21 protein-coding genes are annotated in these 19,350 nt (G+C 58.2%); 11 read left to right on the top strand and 10 right to left on the bottom strand.

What is annotated here, in order from left to right; genetic code table 11:
- Window positions 1-175: 175 nt before the first annotated feature.
- Both FF124_RS01665 and FF124_RS01660 read right to left on the bottom strand, forming a co-directional pair.
- Window positions 176-667, bottom strand: coding sequence for a hypothetical protein (locus tag FF124_RS01665; protein WP_138746735.1), 492 nt, complete (start codon window positions 665-667; stop codon window positions 176-178).
- 4 nt (window positions 668-671) lie between these two features.
- The gene (locus tag FF124_RS01660) at window positions 672-1,838 is read right to left on the bottom strand and encodes a tyrosine-type recombinase/integrase (RefSeq protein ID WP_138746734.1); all 1,167 of its coding nucleotides are present in this window, start codon (window positions 1,836-1,838) and stop codon (window positions 672-674) included.
- 229 nt (window positions 1,839-2,067) lie between these two features.
- Between FF124_RS01660 and FF124_RS20990 the strand changes: the two genes are divergently transcribed.
- Genes FF124_RS20990 through FF124_RS01630 form a run of 6 tightly spaced genes read left to right on the top strand, consistent with a single transcriptional unit; the run spans window position 2,068 to window position 10,865 of the window.
- Window positions 2,068-2,976, top strand: coding sequence for a DUF2188 domain-containing protein (locus FF124_RS20990; RefSeq protein ID WP_246072142.1), 909 nt, complete (start codon window positions 2,068-2,070; stop codon window positions 2,974-2,976).
- A gap of 58 nt (window positions 2,977-3,034) precedes the next feature.
- Window positions 3,035-4,627 (top strand): type I restriction-modification system subunit M, encoded by a 1,593-nt coding sequence (locus FF124_RS01650; RefSeq protein WP_138746733.1) that lies wholly within the window; start codon window positions 3,035-3,037, stop codon window positions 4,625-4,627.
- The gene (locus FF124_RS01645; protein WP_138746732.1) at window positions 4,620-5,954 is read left to right on the top strand and encodes a restriction endonuclease subunit S; all 1,335 of its coding nucleotides are present in this window, start codon (window positions 4,620-4,622) and stop codon (window positions 5,952-5,954) included. Before FF124_RS01650 ends, FF124_RS01645 begins: the two co-directional genes overlap by 8 nt.
- On the top strand, window positions 5,951-9,187 hold the full coding sequence (locus FF124_RS01640; RefSeq protein ID WP_138746731.1) for a type I restriction endonuclease subunit R: 3,237 nt from the start codon (window positions 5,951-5,953) through the stop codon (window positions 9,185-9,187). Before FF124_RS01645 ends, FF124_RS01640 begins: the two co-directional genes overlap by 4 nt.
- A 2-nt stretch (window positions 9,188-9,189) precedes the next feature.
- Window positions 9,190-9,906: a M48 family metallopeptidase gene (locus tag FF124_RS01635; RefSeq protein WP_138746730.1), complete on the top strand. Its 717-nt coding sequence runs from the start codon at window positions 9,190-9,192 to the stop codon at window positions 9,904-9,906.
- A 29-nt stretch (window positions 9,907-9,935) separates the two neighbouring features.
- Entirely contained in the window at window positions 9,936-10,865 is a 930-nt protein-coding gene (locus FF124_RS01630; RefSeq protein ID WP_138746729.1) for a DUF5655 domain-containing protein, read from the top strand.
- A gap of 18 nt (window positions 10,866-10,883) precedes the next feature.
- On the opposite strand, the gene FF124_RS01625 is transcribed toward FF124_RS01630, so the two are convergent.
- Both FF124_RS01625 and FF124_RS01620 read right to left on the bottom strand, forming a co-directional pair.
- Window positions 10,884-11,420 carry an ImmA/IrrE family metallo-endopeptidase gene (locus FF124_RS01625; RefSeq protein WP_187326763.1) on the bottom strand — a complete coding sequence of 179 codons (537 nt, stop codon included), beginning with the start codon at window positions 11,418-11,420 and terminating at the stop codon, window positions 10,884-10,886.
- Window positions 11,421-11,462: 42 nt separating this feature from the next.
- Window positions 11,463-11,780, bottom strand: coding sequence for a helix-turn-helix domain-containing protein (locus tag FF124_RS01620; RefSeq protein ID WP_138746727.1), 318 nt, complete (start codon window positions 11,778-11,780; stop codon window positions 11,463-11,465).
- Between the two features lie 164 nt (window positions 11,781-11,944).
- Between FF124_RS01620 and FF124_RS01615 the strand changes: the two genes are divergently transcribed.
- From FF124_RS01615 to FF124_RS01600, 5 genes are read left to right on the top strand one after another with little or no spacing between them, the layout of a single operon-like run.
- Window positions 11,945-12,190 (top strand): hypothetical protein, encoded by a 246-nt coding sequence (locus FF124_RS01615; RefSeq protein WP_138746726.1) that lies wholly within the window; start codon window positions 11,945-11,947, stop codon window positions 12,188-12,190.
- Window positions 12,191-12,239: 49 nt separating this feature from the next.
- Window positions 12,240-12,374: a hypothetical protein gene (locus tag FF124_RS20890; RefSeq protein WP_281285218.1), complete on the top strand. Its 135-nt coding sequence runs from the start codon at window positions 12,240-12,242 to the stop codon at window positions 12,372-12,374.
- Window positions 12,375-12,434: 60 nt separating this feature from the next.
- Window positions 12,435-12,701 (top strand): multiubiquitin domain-containing protein, encoded by a 267-nt coding sequence (locus tag FF124_RS01610; protein WP_138746725.1) that lies wholly within the window; start codon window positions 12,435-12,437, stop codon window positions 12,699-12,701.
- Window positions 12,676-13,851 carry a ThiF family adenylyltransferase gene (locus tag FF124_RS01605; RefSeq protein WP_138746724.1) on the top strand — a complete coding sequence of 392 codons (1,176 nt, stop codon included), beginning with the start codon at window positions 12,676-12,678 and terminating at the stop codon, window positions 13,849-13,851. Before FF124_RS01610 ends, FF124_RS01605 begins: the two co-directional genes overlap by 26 nt.
- Window positions 13,848-14,252: a ubiquitination-like system serine protease family protein gene (locus FF124_RS01600; protein ID WP_138746723.1), complete on the top strand. Its 405-nt coding sequence runs from the start codon at window positions 13,848-13,850 to the stop codon at window positions 14,250-14,252. Before FF124_RS01605 ends, FF124_RS01600 begins: the two co-directional genes overlap by 4 nt.
- A 480-nt stretch (window positions 14,253-14,732) precedes the next feature.
- Here the strand turns inward: FF124_RS01600 and FF124_RS20490 are convergent, their stop codons facing one another.
- From FF124_RS20490 to FF124_RS01575, 6 genes are all read right to left on the bottom strand, one after another.
- Window positions 14,733-14,933, bottom strand: a complete 201-nt coding sequence (locus FF124_RS20490) for a hypothetical protein (RefSeq protein ID WP_187326762.1) — start codon at window positions 14,931-14,933, stop codon at window positions 14,733-14,735.
- 60 nt (window positions 14,934-14,993) lie between these two features.
- Window positions 14,994-16,088 carry a 5-methyltetrahydropteroyltriglutamate--homocysteine S-methyltransferase gene (locus FF124_RS01595; protein ID WP_138746722.1) on the bottom strand — a complete coding sequence of 365 codons (1,095 nt, stop codon included), beginning with the start codon at window positions 16,086-16,088 and terminating at the stop codon, window positions 14,994-14,996.
- 126 nt (window positions 16,089-16,214) lie between these two features.
- Window positions 16,215-16,616, bottom strand: a complete 402-nt coding sequence (locus FF124_RS01590; protein WP_138746721.1) for a Fur family transcriptional regulator — start codon at window positions 16,614-16,616, stop codon at window positions 16,215-16,217.
- Between the two features lie 106 nt (window positions 16,617-16,722).
- A complete protein-coding gene (locus FF124_RS01585; protein ID WP_138746720.1) occupies window positions 16,723-17,571 on the bottom strand; it encodes a metal ABC transporter permease in 849 nt (282 codons plus the stop codon).
- A complete protein-coding gene (locus FF124_RS01580) occupies window positions 17,568-18,425 on the bottom strand; it encodes a metal ABC transporter permease (RefSeq protein ID WP_138746719.1) in 858 nt (285 codons plus the stop codon). Before FF124_RS01580 ends, FF124_RS01585 begins: the two co-directional genes overlap by 4 nt.
- Window positions 18,425-19,327, bottom strand: coding sequence for a manganese/iron ABC transporter ATP-binding protein (locus tag FF124_RS01575; protein ID WP_138746718.1), 903 nt, complete (start codon window positions 19,325-19,327; stop codon window positions 18,425-18,427). Before FF124_RS01575 ends, FF124_RS01580 begins: the two co-directional genes overlap by 1 nt.
- Window positions 19,328-19,350 lie beyond the last annotated feature (23 nt).

Here is a 19,350-nt window from a genome sequence, read left to right as displayed (position 1 = left end):
TCATTCATCTGACGTGGCAGGGAAAATCCCCTAAAGAGCGCCACCCGAAGGCTAAAGCCGACGGAACCCGCCGCGGATATGCATCCGCTGGATGCTGTCACCTCATCCGCTATAAATATCGCATAGCCTCAGGGCTTATTCAACCCAAGGACGCGGCGCGTCAAATCTTTTACGTCTAATGGTTTGATCGAAGGCGACTTTGTTTCATCGAGAAGCATTGAGCATCCCATTCCGCAAGCTCGCACAGAATGCGCGAGACTGCCTCGTCTCGCAGTGCCTCGATTGCCGGATCGCTTTCAACGGCCTGTCGCTTATATTCGCGACAAAGCAGGTCTTTCGCCTCGCGGACCTCGAGCGGGCAATCGAGCCCAAGGATTTCGTGCGCGGCACTTTCCGCCAGCGAGGCCACCGACCGGGCGGGCGCGTTATTCGAAACGGGGAGGAAGGCGGACATTTCGGCATTGCAAATATCCCGCCGCCGTTCGCGGATCATATTGGCAAGCGCTTTATCGATTGCGCCATTCCGCGTAGTCGACGGACCCAAGAGCGCCTTCATTGCCAGACCCAGACGGCGTTCGACGCACTGGTCCGACTCTGCAGATGCCGGATGCGCCGCGATGATCGCCAACAAGACCCGTTCCAGCACCGTTTCGGTTCCCGCTATCATCGCGTCAGTCCGCGGCATCGACCAGCTCCAATATCCGTTGTGCGACCTGTTCCACCGGCCCGCGCAAGCGCTCGGCATTGACGACGATGTATCCGCCCGTCACATCGCCCGTGGCGCGGTGGTTCAGCAGTCGCTTGAGCGCGTAATAAGGAACGTCCAGGCTCTCCGCGATGGTGATGAAGGTGCGGCGAAGGTCGTGAAGCGTGAAGCTGACCCCGGCACCGGCGCTGACGCGCTGAAGGAACTTCTTCGTCTCGATAAGATGCCCGTCCTTGCCCGGCCCCGGAAACACGAAGGGCGAGCCATTCGACCGTTTGCGGCGTTCGGAGAGGAGGTCGAACAGGAAGGTGGAGAGCGGCAGGGTCAGCGGATCGCCATTCTTCGTCTTGGGCAGATGCAGCGTCTTCGCGACAAGGTCCACATTCTCCCAGCGCAGCGCCATCAGCTCACCCCGGCGCATTCCGGTAAAGAGCGCCGTCAAAAGAAAGTCGCGGGAATGTACCGGCTCCGCATGGACCGCCTTCCACCAGTTCGGCAAATCCTGCGCCGAAACGAGCGTCTGCCGACGCTGCTCACGATGCCATGCCCGCGCCTGCGTCAATATCTGTGCCGGGTTGGGCGGAAGCGCGTCATGCGTTGCGGCGGCGAAATTATAGACCGACCGGAAATGCCGGAACACATTGTTCGCGGTCGTCTTGCCCACTTCCGCCGAAAGCTCCTGATGGCGCTTCAGCACCATCTGTCGGGTGATTTCGTTAATCGGCTTCCTGCGCCAGGATTTCAGATAGAGCCGGGCCGAGCGGGTGTAGTTGTCGACCGTGTGCCTGGAAAGATGGGGACGCGCGGCAAAGAAACTGTCGAACGCATCGGCCAGCGTGACCCGCGCCACGACTTCCCGCTTCTTCTCGGCGTTGGGATCCTGCCCCTCGGCCATTTCGCCCAGCAGCGCCAGCGCCTTCTTGCGGGCGACTTTGGGCGCGAAGACATCCGCCCGCCCGATGGTGACGCGCCGCGTCTTCCGGTTCACCTGCCCCTCGGCATAATAGCCCTTAGATTGGGTGCCGACACGCAGACCGAAGCCGGTCAGCAGCGTATCGCGATAGAAAACCTGCCCGCTCTCGGCGTGAGGAAGTTCGTCAATCGCACGGCGGGTGAAACGTAAACTTGGCATTGAGACCTCCTTCTGGCCTCAACTTAAGGTAACGCAATTCTCTTGAAAATACAAGCAATATCAAATAGTTATGAAGACGATTCTATTGACGGGAAAGACGATGAAACGCCATCCAACGCCTGCGCACGCGCGAGCGGACGAAAATCGGAATCGCCTGTTTCAGTTTAGCCCAACGTGGCAAGAAGAACTTTCTTGATTTTCCCATAGTATCTGTTACTATGATTTTGAAATGACAAAAGCACTGCTACACGAAATCGCTGCTATTCGCAACGGCACGACCTTCAAAGCCGACGACGGTGGCGTTCCGTTCGTGCAAGGGCGACATCTGCGTGGTGGGTATATCGTCCCCGGAGACTTTGCGTTTGGTGCTCCGCCCGTTCGCAGTTTCGCGGAAGCCCAGTTGCGGTCAGGCGATGTGCTCGTCGATACGAGGGGAACGGTTAACTGGGCGGCTCCCGTCGAAACCATTGATTCTCCCTTGTTTGCCATACTTGACATCGCGATTGTCCGCTTGTCGAGCGCGCGTGTTCTGCCTGCCTATCTCGCGCTTTTCCTGAACTTGCCGACCACACAAAGCGCGCTGGCCATGATGCGCAGCACTGCAACGATCCCGCGCCTGGGGCTTGGAGCGCTCGCCGAGCTCGAAATTCCGATACCCTCTATTCAGGTGCAGGAACGCATGGTCGCGCTCGATTATGAGCGACGACATCAAACACATCTGAACGAGAAACTTGGTGAGGCGCGCAATCGCCTGACCGACGAAATCCTCCGCCGTTCGGCGGAGGGGCAGCCCATGCCGGACGGCAATCCAGCATGGGCAATTCACCGCCAGACAAACCTTGCTCGGGAGCGTCTGGCTAATCCTCCCTTTGAAGAAGGAAATCGTATTATGAGCAATAAGAAGTCGCCCGGCAAGGGCGGAACCACCCATGTCGTTCCTGCAAAGGACGGCGGTTGGAATGTGAAGCGTGGCGGCGCAAGCCGCGCGTCCGGACATTTCGACACCAAGCAGCAGGCTGTCGATCGCGCGCGCGAGATCAGCCGCAACGCTCAGAGCGAACTGAAAATCCATAATCAGGATGGCAGGATCGCTCAGTCGGACAGCCACGGCAACGACCCGCGCGACGTCAAGGGCTAAAGCCGCAGCACCGGGAGTGGGCAGGTTCGCCTGCCCCTCCATTCATGGGAAAATGAGAATGAACGACAAGATCAGCCAGAACGATATCAATGCAGCCGCATGGGCGGCCTGCGACACCTTCCGGGGCGTCGTCGATGCCGCACAGTACAAGGACTACATCCTGACCATGCTGTTCCTGAAATACGTCTCCGACGTCTGGCAGGATCATTTCAATGCGTACAAGAAACGCTTCGGCGACGATGATGAACGCATCCGCCGTCGTATGGAGCGCGAAAAATTCTTCCTGCCCGAAGGCACGTCTTTTTATGATCTTCACCTCCAGCGCAGCGCCGACAATATCGGCGAGATCATCAATATCGCCCTGGAAAAATTCGAGGACGCCAACAAGAAGAAGCTTGATGGCGTGTTTCGCAACATCGATTTCAATTCCGAATACAATCTCGGTGAAACCAAGGACCGCAATCGCCGCCTGAAGAACCTGCTTGAGGATTTCAACAAGCCTGCGCTCAACATGAGCCCTTCGCGCGTCAACGAGGATGTGATCGGCGAAACCTACATTTATCTGATTTCGCAATTCGCCTCGGATGCCGGAAAGAAGGCCGGGGAATTCTTCACGCCCCGCAAGATTTCCGAGCTTCTGGTGCGGCTCGTCGATCCCCAGCCCGGCAATCGGATATACGATCCTGCCTGTGGCTCGGCCTCACTTCTGGTCCGCGCATCGGAGCAGGTGGCGGCGAATGCTCAAAACGAGCAGGACATGCGCAATTTCCAGCTTTTCGGGCAGGAGGTGAACAGCGGCACGCGCGCGCTCGCGCGCATGAATCTATTCCTGCACGGGCTCGACAACGCCGAGATCGAATGGGGCGATACGCTCAACAGCCCCAAACACCTCGAAGGCGATGCGCTGAAGCGTTTCGATATCGTCGTCGCCAATCCGCCGTTTTCTCTGAAGAAATGGAGCGGCCAGGAAAAGAAGAAGGGCAAGGACCAGCGCGACGAGGATACGGATGGCAAGATCGACCCGCGCATCGACCCCTATAATCGCTATTTCCGCGGCATTCCACCGGTCTCGCGCGCCGACTTCGCCTTCATCTCTCACATGGTTGAGAGCGCGCGCCCGGGTTCGGGCCGCATCGGCGTCATTGCGCCGCACGGGGTGCTGTTTCGCGGCGGCGCCGAAGGGCGCATCCGGCAATCGATGATCGAGGAAAACCTGATCGACGCGGTCATCGGCCTGCCGGCGCAATTGTTCCCCTCGACCGGTATTCCGGTCTGCATCGTCATCTTCGATCGTGCCCGTGAAAAGGGCGGCGCGCGGGAGGCTGCCGGTGACGTGATGTTCATCGATGCCGCGCGCGACTATGATCCGGGCAAGAAGCAGAACCAACTGCTTGATAGCCATCTTGACACGATCGTCGATGCCTATCGCAAGCGCCAGCCGGTCGAGCGTTATGCCCGCCCGGTGCCGCGCGCGGAGATCGCGGAGAACGGTTTCAACCTCAACATTCCGCGCTATGTCGACACCTTCGAGCCGGAAGAGGAAATCGACATCGCCGCCGTGCAGCGCGAAATCATCGATCTGGAGCGGCAACTGGCCGAAAGCCGTGCGCGGATGGACGGCTATTTGCGGGAGCTTGGGTTGGATGTCTGAACACCGCGCTTTCCCGAAAAGCGTTCAGGCCGGGATTCCCAGACTTGGACCGAAGCCTGATGGATGGACGACTTACGCCTTGGGCGATTTGCTTGAGGTGGTTGAACGGCCCGTTCGGCTCGACGCTGAAAAGCATTACCAGCTCGTTACAGCGAAGCGGAATCGCGGGGGCATCGTTGAGCGCGGACGGCTCAGAGGGCGGTCCATCAAGACTAAGACTCAGTTTCTCACGAAAAGCGGGGATTTCCTAATTTCACGCCGCCAGATTGCGCATGGTGCCTGTGGAATAGTTCCCTCCTCTTTGGACAACGCAGTTGTTTCAAACGAGTATGCAACGCTTCAGCCGACCGACCGGCTGAATATTGATTTCTTGAAACACCTGACGAACACCATTTACTTCCAGCAGACCTGTTTTCACTCCAGCATAGGAGTCCATGTCGAAAAGTTGGTGTTTAATCTCGAACACTGGATGACATGGCAATTTCACCTGCCTCCGCTCCCCGGACAGCGCCGCATCGCCGCCATTCTCGATGAATGGGACAAGGCGATAGCGATTGCAGAGAAGCTAGTTGATACGAGGGCGCGACGGAAAAACTGGCTCTCACGCCAAATTTTTCGGCTTTCCGGCGACCAAACCAGCGGCGGCGATATTCAAGAGGTCAAGATTTCAGACATCGCAGAAGTTATACGTGGAGTTGGATATGATCCAACTATCGATAAGTCACCGGAAGGTGGCGTAAGAATTCTCACTGCCGGCAACGTGCAGCAACGACGGATAACTCTGCAAGGGGATTCAACTTATGTGATAGAAGACATAGTGCCTCAGCGATTGCTGACTCAGCAAGACGACTTCATTGTATGTATGTCGAATGGCAGCAAGCATCTTGTCGGCAAAGCTGGCCGCTGCTTGAATACGCCATCTGAAAAAATGGCCGCAGGGGCTTTTTGCGCAACCGTACGGCCGAAGCATAGCCAATCAGTACGACTGCTTGATCAGATGTTTCAATCTCAGCGATACGCCGAACTACTTCACTTAGCGCTCGCGGGATCGGCTATTGGCAACTTGGCACCATCGCAGCTTGAAGATTTTCTGTTTTTCTTCACGGACTCCGAAAAATCCATAGAAGAACTAGAACTCATAGATCGTGATCTCGACCAATCAACTCTTCTGGCGGAGCTACTGTCTAGTCAAAAACGCGGCCTGATGCAAAAGCTCTTAAGCGGTGACTTGCCCGTACCGGAGAGCATCGACCGGCTTTTGCCTGGCGGTCAGGATGTTGACGACGCTCTTGAGGCGGAGGACCAGAGCGCGGAGGCGACAGGATGAGCGAGAGCCCGCAATTTTCGACCTCGGAAGCTGGAAGCGTGCAGCTGCAGACCCTGCATCTGCTTGCCAATCTCGGCTGGCGCTACAAGACGCGCGCCGACTGCGAGGGCGAGCGGCGCGGGCGGTTGGCCTCGACCCTGCTTGAAGATGTGCTGGCCGAACGGCTGCATGCCATCAACCGGATCGAACAGCGCGGCAGGCGCTGGCCGGTGACCGATGCCGCCGTTCAGGAGGCGATCGGCAAGCTGCAGGCGGCGCTCGGCGACACCAGCAAGGGCGCGCAGGCGGCCAATGAGGCGGCGACCGATCTGATGCAGCTCGGCACCGCCATCCCCATCACCATCGAAGGGGAAACCAAGAGCCGCCAGCTTGGCTTTATCGACTGGCAGAACCCGGAAAACAACCTGTTCCACATGACGGCGGAGTTCCCCGTAGAACGGTCCCGTTCGGCCGAAACCCGACGGCCCGACATCGTGCTTTTCATCAACGGCATTCCGGTGGCCGTGATCGAACTGAAGAAATCCGCCGATGGCGCTGATCAGGGCATCAGCCAGACGATCCGCAATCAGGGCGCGGATGAAGTCCCGCGCCTGTTCGCCTCGGTCCAGGTCCTGCTTGCCGCAAACCCGTCCGATCCGCGCTATGCGACGCCCGGCACGCCGAAACAGTTCTGGTCGAAATGGCGCGAGAAGGAAATCAGCGAGCGGCGGATCGGCGAGATCGTCAACGCGCCGCTCGACCCCGGAGAGGCCAGCGCCATCTTTGTCGACTTCTCGCCGCACCGCCGTCGCCATGAAGGTCTGATGGACAGTGCCGACGGCCGGCTGCCGACGCCGCTCGACATCACGCTCGTTGCGCTCTTTTCCAAGGCGCGCCTGATCGATCTGATCCGCGCCTACACCCTGTTCGATGGCGGTATCAAGAAGATCGCACGCTATCAGCAATATTTCGGGGTGAAGGCCGCCCTCTTGCGCCTGTCGCACTATGACGACCACGCGCGCCGCAAGGGCGGCGTGATCTGGCACACGCAGGGCTCCGGCAAATCGCTGACGATGGTGATGCTGGCCAGGGAGATTGCCAATCTGATCGAGGATCCCCGTATCGTTCTGGTCACCGACCGGCGCGATCTCGACCGGCAAATCCGCGATACCTTCAAAGCCACCAGACTGCACGACGTTCGCCAGGCCACGACCGGGCGGCATCTGCTTGATCTTGTCGAGGAAAAAGCCGGGATCGTCACCACCCTCATTCACAAGTTCAAATCCGGCCTGCGCAGCCGCGAGGTCATCGACCAAAGCAGGGACGTCTTTCTGCTCGTTGACGAAAGCCACCGCAGCCAGACCATCAAGGACGATGAGAGCCTGCACCGGCAGATGCGCAAGGTGTTCCCGAACGCCTGCTATATCGGCTTCACGGGCACACCCTTGCTGAAGAAGGAACGCTCGACCTTTGACCGCTTCGGCGGCCTGATCCATGCCTACAGGATTGACGAGGCCGTCGAGGACGAGGCTGTTGTCCCGCTTCTCTACGAGGGGCGACTGGTGGAAACCGATGTAGATGAGAAGTCGCTCGACCGCTGGTTCGAGCGCCACACCAAGGGCCTGTCTGCGCAAGAAATTACTGAACTCAAGAGGAAATTCTCGCGCGGACGGGAGGTTCTGGGCGCCGAACCCTATCTGGTTGAAATCGCCGCCGACGTGTCCGAGGACTTTTCCTGGAACTGGAAGGCGACCCCGTACAAAGGGCAGCTTGTCGCCCAGAGCCGACGCGCGGCGGTGATCCTCAAGAAGCTGCTCGATAATTTCGGCGACGTCACCAGCGAAGTTGTCATTTCACCCGGCGACGACCGGGACAATTATGAGCAGGTCAACGAAGAGCCGAGCGACGAAGTCGACCGGTTCGTGAAGCAGGTGAAGGCCAATCACGGTTCTGTCGAGCGCTATGAAGAGCTTGTCATCGAACGCTTCAAGAATGGCGGCGAACCGGATATCCTGATTGTCGTCGACAAGCTGCTCACTGGTTTCGATGCCCCGCGCAACCGCGTTCTCTATCTCACCAGAAAGCTGAAGGAACATGGCCTTTTGCAGGCCATTGCCCGCGTCAACCGGCTTTACGAAGATGATACGGGAGAGAAGAAGGATTTCGGTCATATCATCGACTATGCCGGGATCCTGGGTGAGCTGGACAAGGCGTTGACGCAATATTCCGCCTTCGAAGGCTATGACGAGGCCGATGTTGCCGACGCACTGCATGCCATCCGCAAGCAAACGGAAAGCCTTCCCGACAAGCATGCGGCTCTCCTCGATCTTTTCAAATCGATCCGGAACCGGCACGATCAGGAAGCCTTCGAGGCCTCTCTTGCCGACGACCTGCGCCGGCAGGATTTCTATGATCGACTTCGAGAGTTCGCAAAAGCGCTGCAGCTGGCCTTTTCTTCCGAGTCCTTTTCGCAAGATACCAGCCAGCGCGTGATCGACGGCTACAAGGCCGACCTCAAGCGGTTTGAAAACCTTCGGCGGGCCGTTTCCCGGCGTTTTGCCGACCGGCTCGACGATGCCAAGTCGAAGGAGCTCGATGCAAAAATCAAGGCATTGCTCGACAGACACATCACGACGGATGGCATCACGCCCATTGTTGCCGCGGTCAATATTTTCGACGAAACCGGTTTTCGCCAGGTGGTGCTCGAGGAAACCGGGAGCCTTGCGTCCAAAGCCGACGCGATTGCCAGCGCCACATCGAAATCCATCACAGAGAAAATGGAAGACGACCGCGTCTTCTATCAGCGTTTCTCGCAGATGATCCGGAAGACGATCGAGGCGTTTCGTGCCGGTCGCCTGAGCGAGCAGGATTACTTTCAGCGCGTGCAAGATATCCGAAACGGCGTGGTCAACCGCAATGCGGCCGAGGATGTCCCCGATCGGCTGAGAGGAAACGAAACGGGTAGCTCGATTTATCGCAACCTTGTCGAGGACTTCGCCGGTATTTCCTCACCGGAAGAGGCGTCGGGCTTCGCTGAAGAAACCGCAGCCGCCTTTGACAAGATCATGCGCCAGCACCGCAAGATCGGCTGGCAGGATGACCCGGACACGCTGAACGAAATTCGCAATGCGATGGATGACTTTCTCTATGACGAGATCAAAAGCACACGTGGGTTGTACGGTCTCGACGCCGACGCCATGGATGCGATGATCGACAAGGCGCTGGTGATCGGCCGCCGACAGCTGAAATTCTAGCCATGGCAAACGTTACCACGCACAACGTCGAACTTGCCGGGCAGATCCTGCCTTACGCGCTAAAACGGTCTTCGCGCAAAACGCTGACGATCACTGTTTTTCCCGATGGCGGCATACTGGTTGCAGCACCGGCTTCTGCCAGCGTGGCGGACATCGATCAGCGCCTCAGGCAGCGTGGCCGGTGGATTCTCCGGACGAGGCGGGCGTTCGAGCAATTTCGACCCATTACACCCCCGCGCCGATATCTACCGGGTGAGACACACCGTTATCTAGGACGGCAATACAGGTTATCGGTCGAGCAATCATTGCGATCAGACGTCACCATCGAAGGCGACCGAATTGCGGTCAAATATCCTGGGATGCGGTCTGCCGAGAGAACCGAACAGCTTCTGACAACTTGGTTCCAGCATCAGTCGCGGCAACGACTGCTGGAGCGTCTGACGTCGCTTTCACGCGCGTTTCCGGAATACGGTGACCCGCCCAGGCTGACCGTGCGCAAGCTGACGAAACGATGGGGCAGCATGTCTCAGGATGGTTCGCACATGCTGCTCAATACCCGTTTGATCGAAGCGCCTATCGACTGCATAGATTACGTCATCATTCACGAGCTTTGTCATGTTCGCGAACCCAATCATGGTCCGGCCTTCTTCGAGTTACTTGAACAAAAGCTGCCCGATTGGGAAAGACGCAAGCTTCGTCTTGAGAAAATAATGGTATAGGGTCGCGCCAAAGCCGGGGAAGATGATTGATGAGCGATATAAAGCTTTTCCGCACGGAGAGTGCTACGGTCACCGAACTGCGCGGCAGCGCGGTTGCATTGGAAAAGTCGCTTCAGACCCTTATTGAGCGCAACATGGAAGCGTTCCTCGGTGTGCGGTTTCTCGCCTCCGAGTTTCCAACAACGCATGGCGGGCGCATGGATTCGCTCGGCATCGACGAGAACGGCTCCCCGGTAATCGTCGAGTACAAACGGGCCAGCAACGAGAACGTCATCAACCAAGGCCTGTTCTATCTCGACTGGCTGATGGATCATCGCCGCGATTTCGAATGGCTTGTTCTGGAGCGCTTCGGTGCGGAGCAGGCAAAGGCGGTCGATTGGAGCACCCCGCGCCTGATCTGCATTGCCGGCGACTTCACGAAGTATGATGCCCATGCGGTCAATCAGATGAACCGGAACATCGCACTTGTTCGTTATCGCCGCTTTGGCGACGAACTCTTGCTATTCGAACTGCTGACCTCAGCATCGGAGCGGCCCGCGCGCGAAATCCCGGTCAGTAGCGATGCCCAAGGCGAGTCTGCGGCAACCCGACCACGGTCTCGTCAGAAAACGGTTACGCAATACCTCGCGGACGCCGACCAAGACCTTGTCGACCTCTACGAGGCGACAAAGGCGTACCTGCTCGCGCTGGGCGACGATGTCGAGCTGAAGACCCTCGACAACTACGTTGCTTTCCGCCGCCTGAAGAACTTTGCATGTGTCGAGGTCAAGCCGCAGATCAGGCACCTCAAGGTTTTCGTCAAGGTCGATCCGGACACCATCGAACTTGAGCCCGGCTTTACCCGTGATGTGCGCAACATTGGCCATTTTGGCACTGGCGATCTTGAAATTATCATCACCGACGTCGCCACACTGGACAAAGCCAAGCCAATGATGGACCGCAGCTATGATGGGGCGTGAAGGACTGGGCCGTATTCGCTAAACCGATCGCCTTCTGCGCCCATACCCAAGCTGGTAGTCGACGCCGGTCATCCGAAAGCGCCACTTCAGCATTTCCTCGCTGGCCAGGAATTTGTTCATGGCGGCAGTGTCGGTTAGTCCGTCTCGCCGGATGCGTAGCAAAGCGGGCCGGGGCAACAAGAGTGTGCCACCTAGCCAATCCGCTTCATCTTCTTGATCCTGACTGTAATTCGAAGGAATCAAATGGCCATCTTCCGAAAGGCTGGCGGAATGGAGTTCATGGCCGAGAGCTATGTGAGCCAGTTCATGCATAATGACGCTATTTATTCGGGGCGCAGATTGCGACGAATTGAACAGAATCAAGTGGCGGTTGCCAATTCGCAAGGTAAAAGCTGACCAGCTTAGGCCATCAACAACAGTCAACTGGTGTAGGTCTGTAGCGGGTAGTCCAGCGACATCGCGCTCGTTCCAGACAGTAGCACCGAACTGCTCTGCTAGATCGGCACCATGAAGCGGCTCGTCATGAGCAAGGCCGAGAGATTTCCTAATCTCCACCGATCGACGCTCGCATTGAGACTTAAACCCCCGACGCAGCAACTAATGTCCTTCCGCTTCGATTTTCTCGACAAACTGCTTGCTGGCCCGTTCGATTAAGGCAGCCAGTGATTTTGCAGTATCGGGAGATATCGCCTGTTTCTTCTTAAAGGCGATCTGCAAACCGCCGATTCCTGTGAACTTGGCCATATCTTCTTCAAGCCACGCACAGACCTTCTCAAGAGTACCCATGTCGGGAACGTGACCGCGCTCAATTCTGGACAGCGTAGTAGGGCTGATTCCGATCTCGGCGGCGGTAGCTCGGACACCCATGCTTCCCTTCTTCTTCTGCACGAGACCAGCAAGGTCTTCGATCTTCATACTTCTCCCCTTGTGTGCCTTAGAGTAGAATTTGTGTGTCACAGACTGGACAGCTATCACGCAAAGCGCTAGCGTTCGTACCAGTCAGTGGCACACTTAGTGAATCACTCCTGATTCGGTAGGTCAAGGCCAAATGACCGACTGCGACCATTTGGAGATCGGAAATGGTGAAGGTGGAATTCAAGCTGAATGGGCGGTCGGTGCGACCCAACGATATCGCCAATCAGTTGGAGAAAGCGATGATGAAGCAGGTGCAGGACCGGATTACTCATAAACTGCGGAACGTCCGCGATCCCGAAACAGGTGCGGCACCGACGATCAAGGTCATCGGACGGTCACTGGATAACCTCTCGTTCGAGGTCGCCGGCTCACCCGCCCTGATCGAGGAAGTGAAGCGTCGCCTGCGGTAGGGACGATGTTTGGCGCAACCTCAAGGAAAAAGGAAAGGAGGTGATTCATATGGCGAATAAGGAAGTTACGAGCGCAAAGGCTGCTTCGGCAGCATCGAAAGTGCTGCGCAACCCCAATTCGAGCAAGGCTGCCAAGACGGCGGCCGCGTCAGCTCTCACGCAGCGCCCCAATCGCAAGAAGTAGAAGTGTCCGGCGGCAGGCCTTCGTCTGCCGCCCGTCTTAAACGCCAGATGGAGAAAGAAGATGGCAAACGATGACAAGGAAGAAAAGAGTAAGGCGGTCACCATCGTGATCGATGGTACACCGTACGAAGTGGACAAGGGTGATCTTACCTACGTCGAGTTGGTAACGCTCGCGGACCCTGAGTATCCGCAGCACCCCGAGACCACGTATTCGGTGACTTACAAACGCGGCCACGGCAATAAGCCGGAGGGCACGCTATCGCCCGGTGGTTCTGTCAAGGTCAAGGATGGCATGGTGTTCAATGTTTCACGCACTGGTCAGTCATAACGAAGACCTCAACCGGCTCCTGGTGAAGGGCTATGCGATCGCGCTCGACGGCAATCACCTGATTGTTCGTGATATCCCCTATCTCAATGACAAGGGGGAACTTTGTTGGGGCGCGATCGTGTGCAAGATGCAATCGCCCGACAACAAGCGTTACACACAAAAGAACCATCAGATCTTCTTCGCGGGCTCGCATCCTCATGGACTTGATGGTAAGCCGGTTGCCAATCTCGGGGGTGGGCCTCATAGGCTTCCGTTGCCTGACAGCCCCGATGTAGTGGTCCAGCGATCGTTTTCGAACAAGCCCCAGTCTGGCGGTTATGCCGACCATTTTGCTAAAATCGAAAGTTATGTAACGATTCTTTGTGGACCTGCGATGGAGCGATACGGTGCTAGCCCGCTGACGTTTAACGCAGTTGAAACAATCGTCGGAACGTCGGTGTTCAAATTCAAGGACACCCTAACAACCTTGGCTGAAATCGGCGATCTCTCGGCGAAACTCAAAAATGAAGTCGTGGCCCTCATCGGACTTGGCGGTACCGGAGCGTATGTGCTCGATTTCATGGTCAAAACACCAGTTGCGCGAATACTGGGATTCGACCGCGACCTGTACCATGTTCACAACGCCTTCCGGTCGCCCGGTAAGCTAGACGAAGCCGAGCTCGATCAGTCGAAGGCTGAGGTTTATCAGAATCGCTATGAAGGCTTCCGCGAAGGACTCTCCTTGGTTCCGAAATTCGTGGATGAATCTTGTGCCGAAGACTTTAGGGACGTGACCTTCGCCTTTGTCTGCGTCGATAAAGGCAGTTCGCGGCGCGGAATATTCGACCTGCTAGTCAAGCTGGGCATCCCCTTCATCGATGTGGGTATGGGCCTGGATCGAAAGCAGGGTCCGATCAATGGCACTTTGCGCGCAACCTACTACGAGCCTGCGAATGCCGAAGCCATGCTGGAGCGCAATCTCGCGGAGCTAGGTGACCGTGAGGACGATGAATACCGTGTCAACGTGCAGATCGCCGAATTGAATGCTTTGAACGCTTGTCTGGCGGTACTACGGTACAAACAGATTAGGGGTTTCTACCTAGACGAGAACTACTTTAACCACATGTTGTTCAAGGTGAATGACATCAAGATTCATGGCGAGCCAGAATGATCGAAGAATTCCGTTTGGCCCGCGTGCAATATGTGCCCAAGACGCTAGAACCTGGTGTGCTTTACGTCGCTGACGAGTTCGATATCGCGGTGCATCTGTGCGCCTGCGGATGCGGCTCGAAAGTCACAACGCCGCTTGGCCCTACTGAGTGGCGTTTGACAGAGCAATATGGTCAACCGACGCTTCATCCATCTGTCGGCAACTGGCAACTGCCATGCCGTTCTCACTATCTCATCACTTCGGGCAAAACACGCTGGGCGGGACAGTGGAGCGAAGAACAGATTGCCGCGGGTCGAACGGCCGAAGAGCAGCGGCGAGAAGCCTTCTACGCGCAGCGTGCGCGCGAACGGAAGTGGTGGGTTCGTCTGTGGAACTGGGTGCGTGGCCTGATTGGTTTCTAGAGCTTTGACAGTCTTAAGCAGTCTTGCCAAGGCCCGCCAACATCTGTCGAAAACTCGCAGCTTCAGTGCATCCAAAGCTGCTGTCGCGCTATTGCACAGAATTCAGTCGAGCCGTGACATCCCTCCATCCACACGCTCCCCTCCGCTCCCCAATTGCTTAATCCCGTTGATAGGGGGAGGTCCGACAAACGGCGACACGTTTGCGATTAGTAGGGTGGATAAGGATTTGTATTTCGGTAGTAGGGGTGCGGGGTGAAAGGGGTGGCAACCGGGTGACATGCCGTGCTACCTCTCACGCCATGAAAGTGGAGTCGCGCCAACGGCTTGTCTAGTAAGGTTCAACGATTTCGTAGAGCATATAACTGTATGAAATAATTACGAAAAACAATTCGTAATGATGGGGTCACGTGTTCGAGTCACGTAAGCGGCACCAGCCAACCCAATGCTGCTTCTTGTCTTTATCAGCGCGCCTGTCTCAGGCTATTTTGCCATGATCTTCTCGGTCATGTTTGCGCAATATCCGCGAAGGTCGGGATAGTCGGGGTTAAACTCGTGGACATTGATCGATGCGCCGCGTCCGACACAATCGCCCCCGACCAGTTCGCCGGCGGCAGGCGGTTTCGGGTGTTCGACATCGTCGATGATGTGCCGGATTTGATGTCTCTCGGCAATCCCCGACACATCAAATCCGGCACGCCGCGTCTCCGATGGCGTCGCTGGTTCCAACGGCAAAGGGCGGGCTCAGGCCTCGCCCCAGAGATCCTCGGCCACCTTGACCACGAGCTCGAGCTTGCGGCGCTGGTCATCCTCGGTCAGCGCATTGCCGTGTTCGGTGGAGGCGAAACCGCATTGCGGGGCGATGCCGAGCTGGTCCATGTCGACATATTCGGCGGCCTTGTCGAACTGACCGCGGATCCAGTCCATGCTCTCCAGTTCCGGCGTCTTGGTGGTGATGAAGCCGGCCATGATGCGCTTCTTGCCCTTGGGCAGAAGCTTAAGCGGCTCGAGGCCGCCGGCGCGGTCGGTGTCATATTCCATGAAATAGATGTCGACGCCGGTCTTGTTGAAGATCGCGTCCGCCGCCGCGTCATAGCCGCCGGAAGCGGCATAGGTGGAGCGGAAATTGCCGCGGCACATATGCATGCCGATCAGCATGTCGGCCGGGCGGTCCTTGATCGCCTCGTTCAGCATCCAGGCATAGCGGTCGATCAGCCAGTCGGGATCCTGGCCCATGGCCTTGCGCTGAGCGCGCTGGTCGGGATCGCCGAGATAGGCAAAGAAGATGTCGTCGAGCTGAAGGTAGCGGCAGCCGGCGGCGTAATAGGCATTAACGGCCTGCTTGTAGGCGGCCGCGATATCGGCGAAGAGAACATCCGGATCCTTGTATTCCGCCGGCAATACGTCGGCCGGGTCGGTGCGAAAATGGACGCAGGAAGGCCCGGGGATCGAGATCTTCGGGCAGACCTTGGTGTGGTCCTTCACGAAGGTGAAGTGCTCCAGCATCGGGTGATCGGCGGGAAAGCCGAGCTTGCCGTTGATCACCGGGCGGACCGGCGGGATCTTGGTGCCGTGGAACTGCACCCCTTCGTCGCCCGTCTGCATCTCCATGCCGTCCAGCATGCCCATGAAATCGAAGTGCCAGAAGGCCCGGCGGGCCTCGCCGTCGGTGACGACCTTCAGACCGACATCCTCCTGCATCCTGATCAGCGCTGGGATCGCGGCGTCTTCGATGGCCCGCAGTTCTTCGGCCGGCACATGCGCATTGCGGGCTTCCGCGATCGCGCGGGGACGGAGAAGGCTACCGACATGATCGGCGCGGAAAGGGGGTGTGGGCATGGCTTGGGCCTCGCTTTGGATACAGCGCTGCGCAGGGCGCAGCCGTCATGAATCGGGATTGCTGTCTATCATGATTTCGACGGTGCGGTCGACAATGGTCTTCTTTCGCCATGCGCCGTGGAAGTCCTATTTCTTGGGCCTCACATAGATTTCCAGCCGGTGGCTGACGATCGAAAAGCCGTGGCGCCGGGCGATCTCTTCCTGAAGGCGCTCGATCTCGTCGGAGCGGAATTCGATGACATCGCCGGTCTCGATATTGATCAGGTGATCGTGGTGCGGATGGTCCGCGCTTTCGAAACGGGCAGGGCCGTCGCCGAACCTGTGCTTTTCGAGAATGCCCTTTTCCTCAAGCAGCCTCAGCGTGCGATAGACGGTCGCCAGCGCAATGCCGGGATCGATCTCGATCACGCGCCGGTGGAGTTCGGCGGCATCGGGATGATCGTCCATGCCTGCAAGCACCTGCAGAATGACCCGGCGCGGCTTGGTCAGGCGAAGGCCGTTTTCGGCGCAAAGGGCTTCGATATCCATGCAATACGCTCTCTCATTGGTTTGCGGACGGGCGATCTGCCTTTCAACCTTCGAACGCCGTGCTTTCGCAACTAGGCCAGTTGCGTCTCAATTGCAAACCTGTGTCTCACTCCGATATCCGCCTGCTTTCGGCGCGCGCCGCCTTTTGCGTGACGTAGAGAAAGACGCCGATGAAGGCGGCAGAGAGCAGAAGCACGATTGTCGGGGCCGGCGCGCTGTCGATGAAAAACGACAGGTAGATGCCGAGGAAGGACGACAGGACGGCGACGGCCATCGACAGGACCAGCATGGTCCGGAAGTTCCGCGTCAGGAGAAAGGCGATCGCGCCGGGGGCGATCATCATCGAAATCGCCAGAATGATGCCGACCGCCTTCAGCGCCGCAACCACCGTCAGCGAGATCATGCAGAGCAGGCCGTAGTGAAGGAAATTGACCCGAAGCCCGACGGCGCGGGCCTGCGCCGGATCGAAGGCATGCAGCAGAAAGTCCTTCCATTTGAGGCCGAGGACCGCGGCGACGAGGGCGGAGATCGCGGCGGTCTCGGCGATATCGCCCCAGGAGACGCCGAGCATGTCGCCGAAAAGGATATGGTCGAGATGGACCGAGGACTGGATCTTCACATACATGACGAGGCCGAGCCCGAACATGCCTGCAAAGACGATGCCCATCACCGTATCCTGCTTGATCCGGCTGTTCTCGCTGAGGTAACCGGTCAAAAGCGCGCAGACCATGCCGGCGATGAACGCGCCGATGGCATAGGGAAATCCGATGATGTAGGCGATGACGACGCCGGGGAAGACGGCGTGCGAGATCGCATCGCCCATCAGCGACCAGCCCTTCAGCACCAGAAAGCAGGAGAGCAGCGCCATGGGCACCGCGACCATCGTCGAAATGATCAGGGCGCGGACCATGAAGGAGAACTGGAACGGCATGGCAAGGGTTTCGACCATGGTCATCGGCCTGTCTCCAGCGCCCTTCCGGCGCGCCGTCTGGCGGCGCGCAGCCCGTGCTTGGGCGCGAAGACGAAGGCAATCAGGAAGAGGGCCGTCTGCAGGACGACGATGATGCCGCCGGTCGCGCCGTCGAGAAAATAGCTGGCATAGGCGCCGAAGAAGCTCGTCAGCGTGCCGATGATGACGGCAAGCATCAGCAGGCGGGGGAAGCGGTCGGTCAGGAGATAGGCCGTGGCGCCGGGCGTGACCACCATGCAGATCACCAGAAAGGCGCCGACAGTCTGCAGGGCGGCGACGGTGGAGGCGGCCAGAAGCGTGAAGAAGACGGCCTTCAGAAGGCCCGGTCTGAGGCCGATGGAACGCGCATGGTTCTCGTCGAAGAAGGTGACTATCATGTCCTTCCATTTGAAAAGGAGAATGGCCAGCGAGACGAAGCCGATGATGGCAAGCTGCAGCGTATCCTCCGGCGTGATCGCCAGGATGTTGCCGAGCACGATGGTCTGGATGTTGACCGATGTCGGCGAGACCGAGGCCATGAACAGGCCAAGGCCGAAGAAGGAGGAAAAGATCAGGCCGATGATCGCGTCCTCCTTCAGTTTGGTGCGCTGATTGAGAAACAGCATCGCCGCCGCCGCAAGCCCGCCGGAAAAGAAGGCGCCGATGGAAAAGGGCAGGCCGAGCATGAAGGCGCCGGCAACGCCCGGGACGATCGAGTGGGAGAGCGCGTCGCCGATCAGCGACCAGCCTTTCAGCATCAGGAAACAGGAGAGAAAGGCGCAGACCCCGCCGACGAGCGCGGAAACCCACATGGCGTTGGTCATGTAGTGATAGGTGAAGGGTTCAAAGATGACGGACATCAGCTTCCGCTCCCCGCCGTCTCGTCCTCTTCCCGCTTCTGGGCAACGCCGTCGCGAAAGATCAGCGGACGCTCGTCGTCGGAGAAGATGCCGACCGGGTTGGGCTGTCCCTTCCTCGCGCCATTGTTCAGCATGAAGTGGCGCAGCACCCCGCCGAAGGCCTGTTCCAGATTGGCTTCGGTAAAGGTTGTCTCCGTCGGGCCATAGGCGAGCACCGTGCCCTTGACCAGCACGGTCTGGTCGCAGAACTCCGGCACGGAGCCGAGATTGTGGGTGGAGACCAGCATCACCCGGCCTTCGTCGCGCAGGTCGCGCAAGAGCCTGATGATCTGGTCCTCGGTCTTGACGTCGACGCCGGTAAAGGGCTCATCGAGCAGGATGACGCGGCCATCCTGCGCCAGCGCGCGCGCCAGGAAGACGCGCTTCTTCTGCCCGCCGGAAAGTTCGCCGATCTGGCGATGACGGAATTCGCTCATGTTGACGCGGGCAAGGGCCTTGTCGACGGCCTCGCGATCGGCGGTCTTCGCGCGGCGCAGCGGCCCCATATGGCCATAGCGGCCCATCATCACCACGTCTTCGACCAGAACCGGGAAGTTCCAGTCGACCTCTTCCGACTGCGGAACATAGGCGACGAGGTTCTTCCTCAGGGCCGCATCCACCGGCATGCCGAGGACGGAAATATCGCCTCTGGCCAGCCGCACGAAACCCATGATCGCCTTGAAGATCGTCGACTTGCCGGCCCCGTTGACGCCGACAAGGGCCGCGATCGTGCCGGAGGGAATAGAAAAGGTCGCATCGCGCAGGGCGGTGTGGCCGTTGCGATAGGTGACGGTCGCGTGCGAAACCGCGATCCCCGCCGTCTGCGCTCGATGGTCGCTTGGCCCGTCCTTGCGTGCATTCATTTCGGCTGGACCTTCGGGTTTGA

The sequence above is a fragment of the Martelella lutilitoris genome (assembly GCF_005924265.1).
GTDB lineage: Bacteria > Pseudomonadota > Alphaproteobacteria > Rhizobiales > Rhizobiaceae > Martelella > Martelella lutilitoris.
The sequence above is the reverse complement of the archived record's forward strand: the minus strand, read 5'-3'. Positions and strand labels throughout refer to the sequence as shown.

Excerpts from the sequence above, each read along its gene's own strand:
- FF124_RS01665 (WP_138746735.1), bottom strand. The coding sequence starts at position 667 with ATGATAGCGGGAACCGAAACGGTGCTGGAACGGGTCTTGTTGGCGATC.
- FF124_RS01660 (WP_138746734.1), bottom strand. The coding sequence starts at position 1,838 with ATGCCAAGTTTACGTTTCACCCGCCGTGCGATTGACGAACTTCCTCAC.
- FF124_RS20990 (WP_246072142.1), top strand. The coding sequence starts at position 2,068 with ATGACAAAAGCACTGCTACACGAAATCGCTGCTATTCGCAACGGCACG.
- FF124_RS01650 (WP_138746733.1), top strand. The coding sequence starts at position 3,035 with ATGAACGACAAGATCAGCCAGAACGATATCAATGCAGCCGCATGGGCG.
- FF124_RS01645 (WP_138746732.1), top strand. The coding sequence starts at position 4,620 with ATGTCTGAACACCGCGCTTTCCCGAAAAGCGTTCAGGCCGGGATTCCC.
- FF124_RS01640 (WP_138746731.1), top strand. The coding sequence starts at position 5,951 with ATGAGCGAGAGCCCGCAATTTTCGACCTCGGAAGCTGGAAGCGTGCAG.
- FF124_RS01635 (WP_138746730.1), top strand. The coding sequence starts at position 9,190 with ATGGCAAACGTTACCACGCACAACGTCGAACTTGCCGGGCAGATCCTG.
- FF124_RS01630 (WP_138746729.1), top strand. The coding sequence starts at position 9,936 with ATGAGCGATATAAAGCTTTTCCGCACGGAGAGTGCTACGGTCACCGAA.
- FF124_RS01620 (WP_138746727.1), bottom strand. The coding sequence starts at position 11,780 with ATGAAGATCGAAGACCTTGCTGGTCTCGTGCAGAAGAAGAAGGGAAGC.
- FF124_RS01615 (WP_138746726.1), top strand. The coding sequence starts at position 11,945 with ATGGTGAAGGTGGAATTCAAGCTGAATGGGCGGTCGGTGCGACCCAAC.
- FF124_RS20890 (WP_281285218.1), top strand. The coding sequence starts at position 12,240 with ATGGCGAATAAGGAAGTTACGAGCGCAAAGGCTGCTTCGGCAGCATCG.
- FF124_RS01610 (WP_138746725.1), top strand. The coding sequence starts at position 12,435 with ATGGCAAACGATGACAAGGAAGAAAAGAGTAAGGCGGTCACCATCGTG.
- FF124_RS01605 (WP_138746724.1), top strand. The coding sequence starts at position 12,676 with ATGTTTCACGCACTGGTCAGTCATAACGAAGACCTCAACCGGCTCCTG.
- FF124_RS01600 (WP_138746723.1), top strand. The coding sequence starts at position 13,848 with ATGATCGAAGAATTCCGTTTGGCCCGCGTGCAATATGTGCCCAAGACG.
- FF124_RS01595 (WP_138746722.1), bottom strand. The coding sequence starts at position 16,088 with ATGCCCACACCCCCTTTCCGCGCCGATCATGTCGGTAGCCTTCTCCGT.
- FF124_RS01590 (WP_138746721.1), bottom strand. The coding sequence starts at position 16,616 with ATGGATATCGAAGCCCTTTGCGCCGAAAACGGCCTTCGCCTGACCAAG.
- FF124_RS01585 (WP_138746720.1), bottom strand. The coding sequence starts at position 17,571 with ATGACCATGGTCGAAACCCTTGCCATGCCGTTCCAGTTCTCCTTCATG.
- FF124_RS01580 (WP_138746719.1), bottom strand. The coding sequence starts at position 18,425 with ATGTCCGTCATCTTTGAACCCTTCACCTATCACTACATGACCAACGCC.
- FF124_RS01575 (WP_138746718.1), bottom strand. The coding sequence starts at position 19,327 with ATGAATGCACGCAAGGACGGGCCAAGCGACCATCGAGCGCAGACGGCG.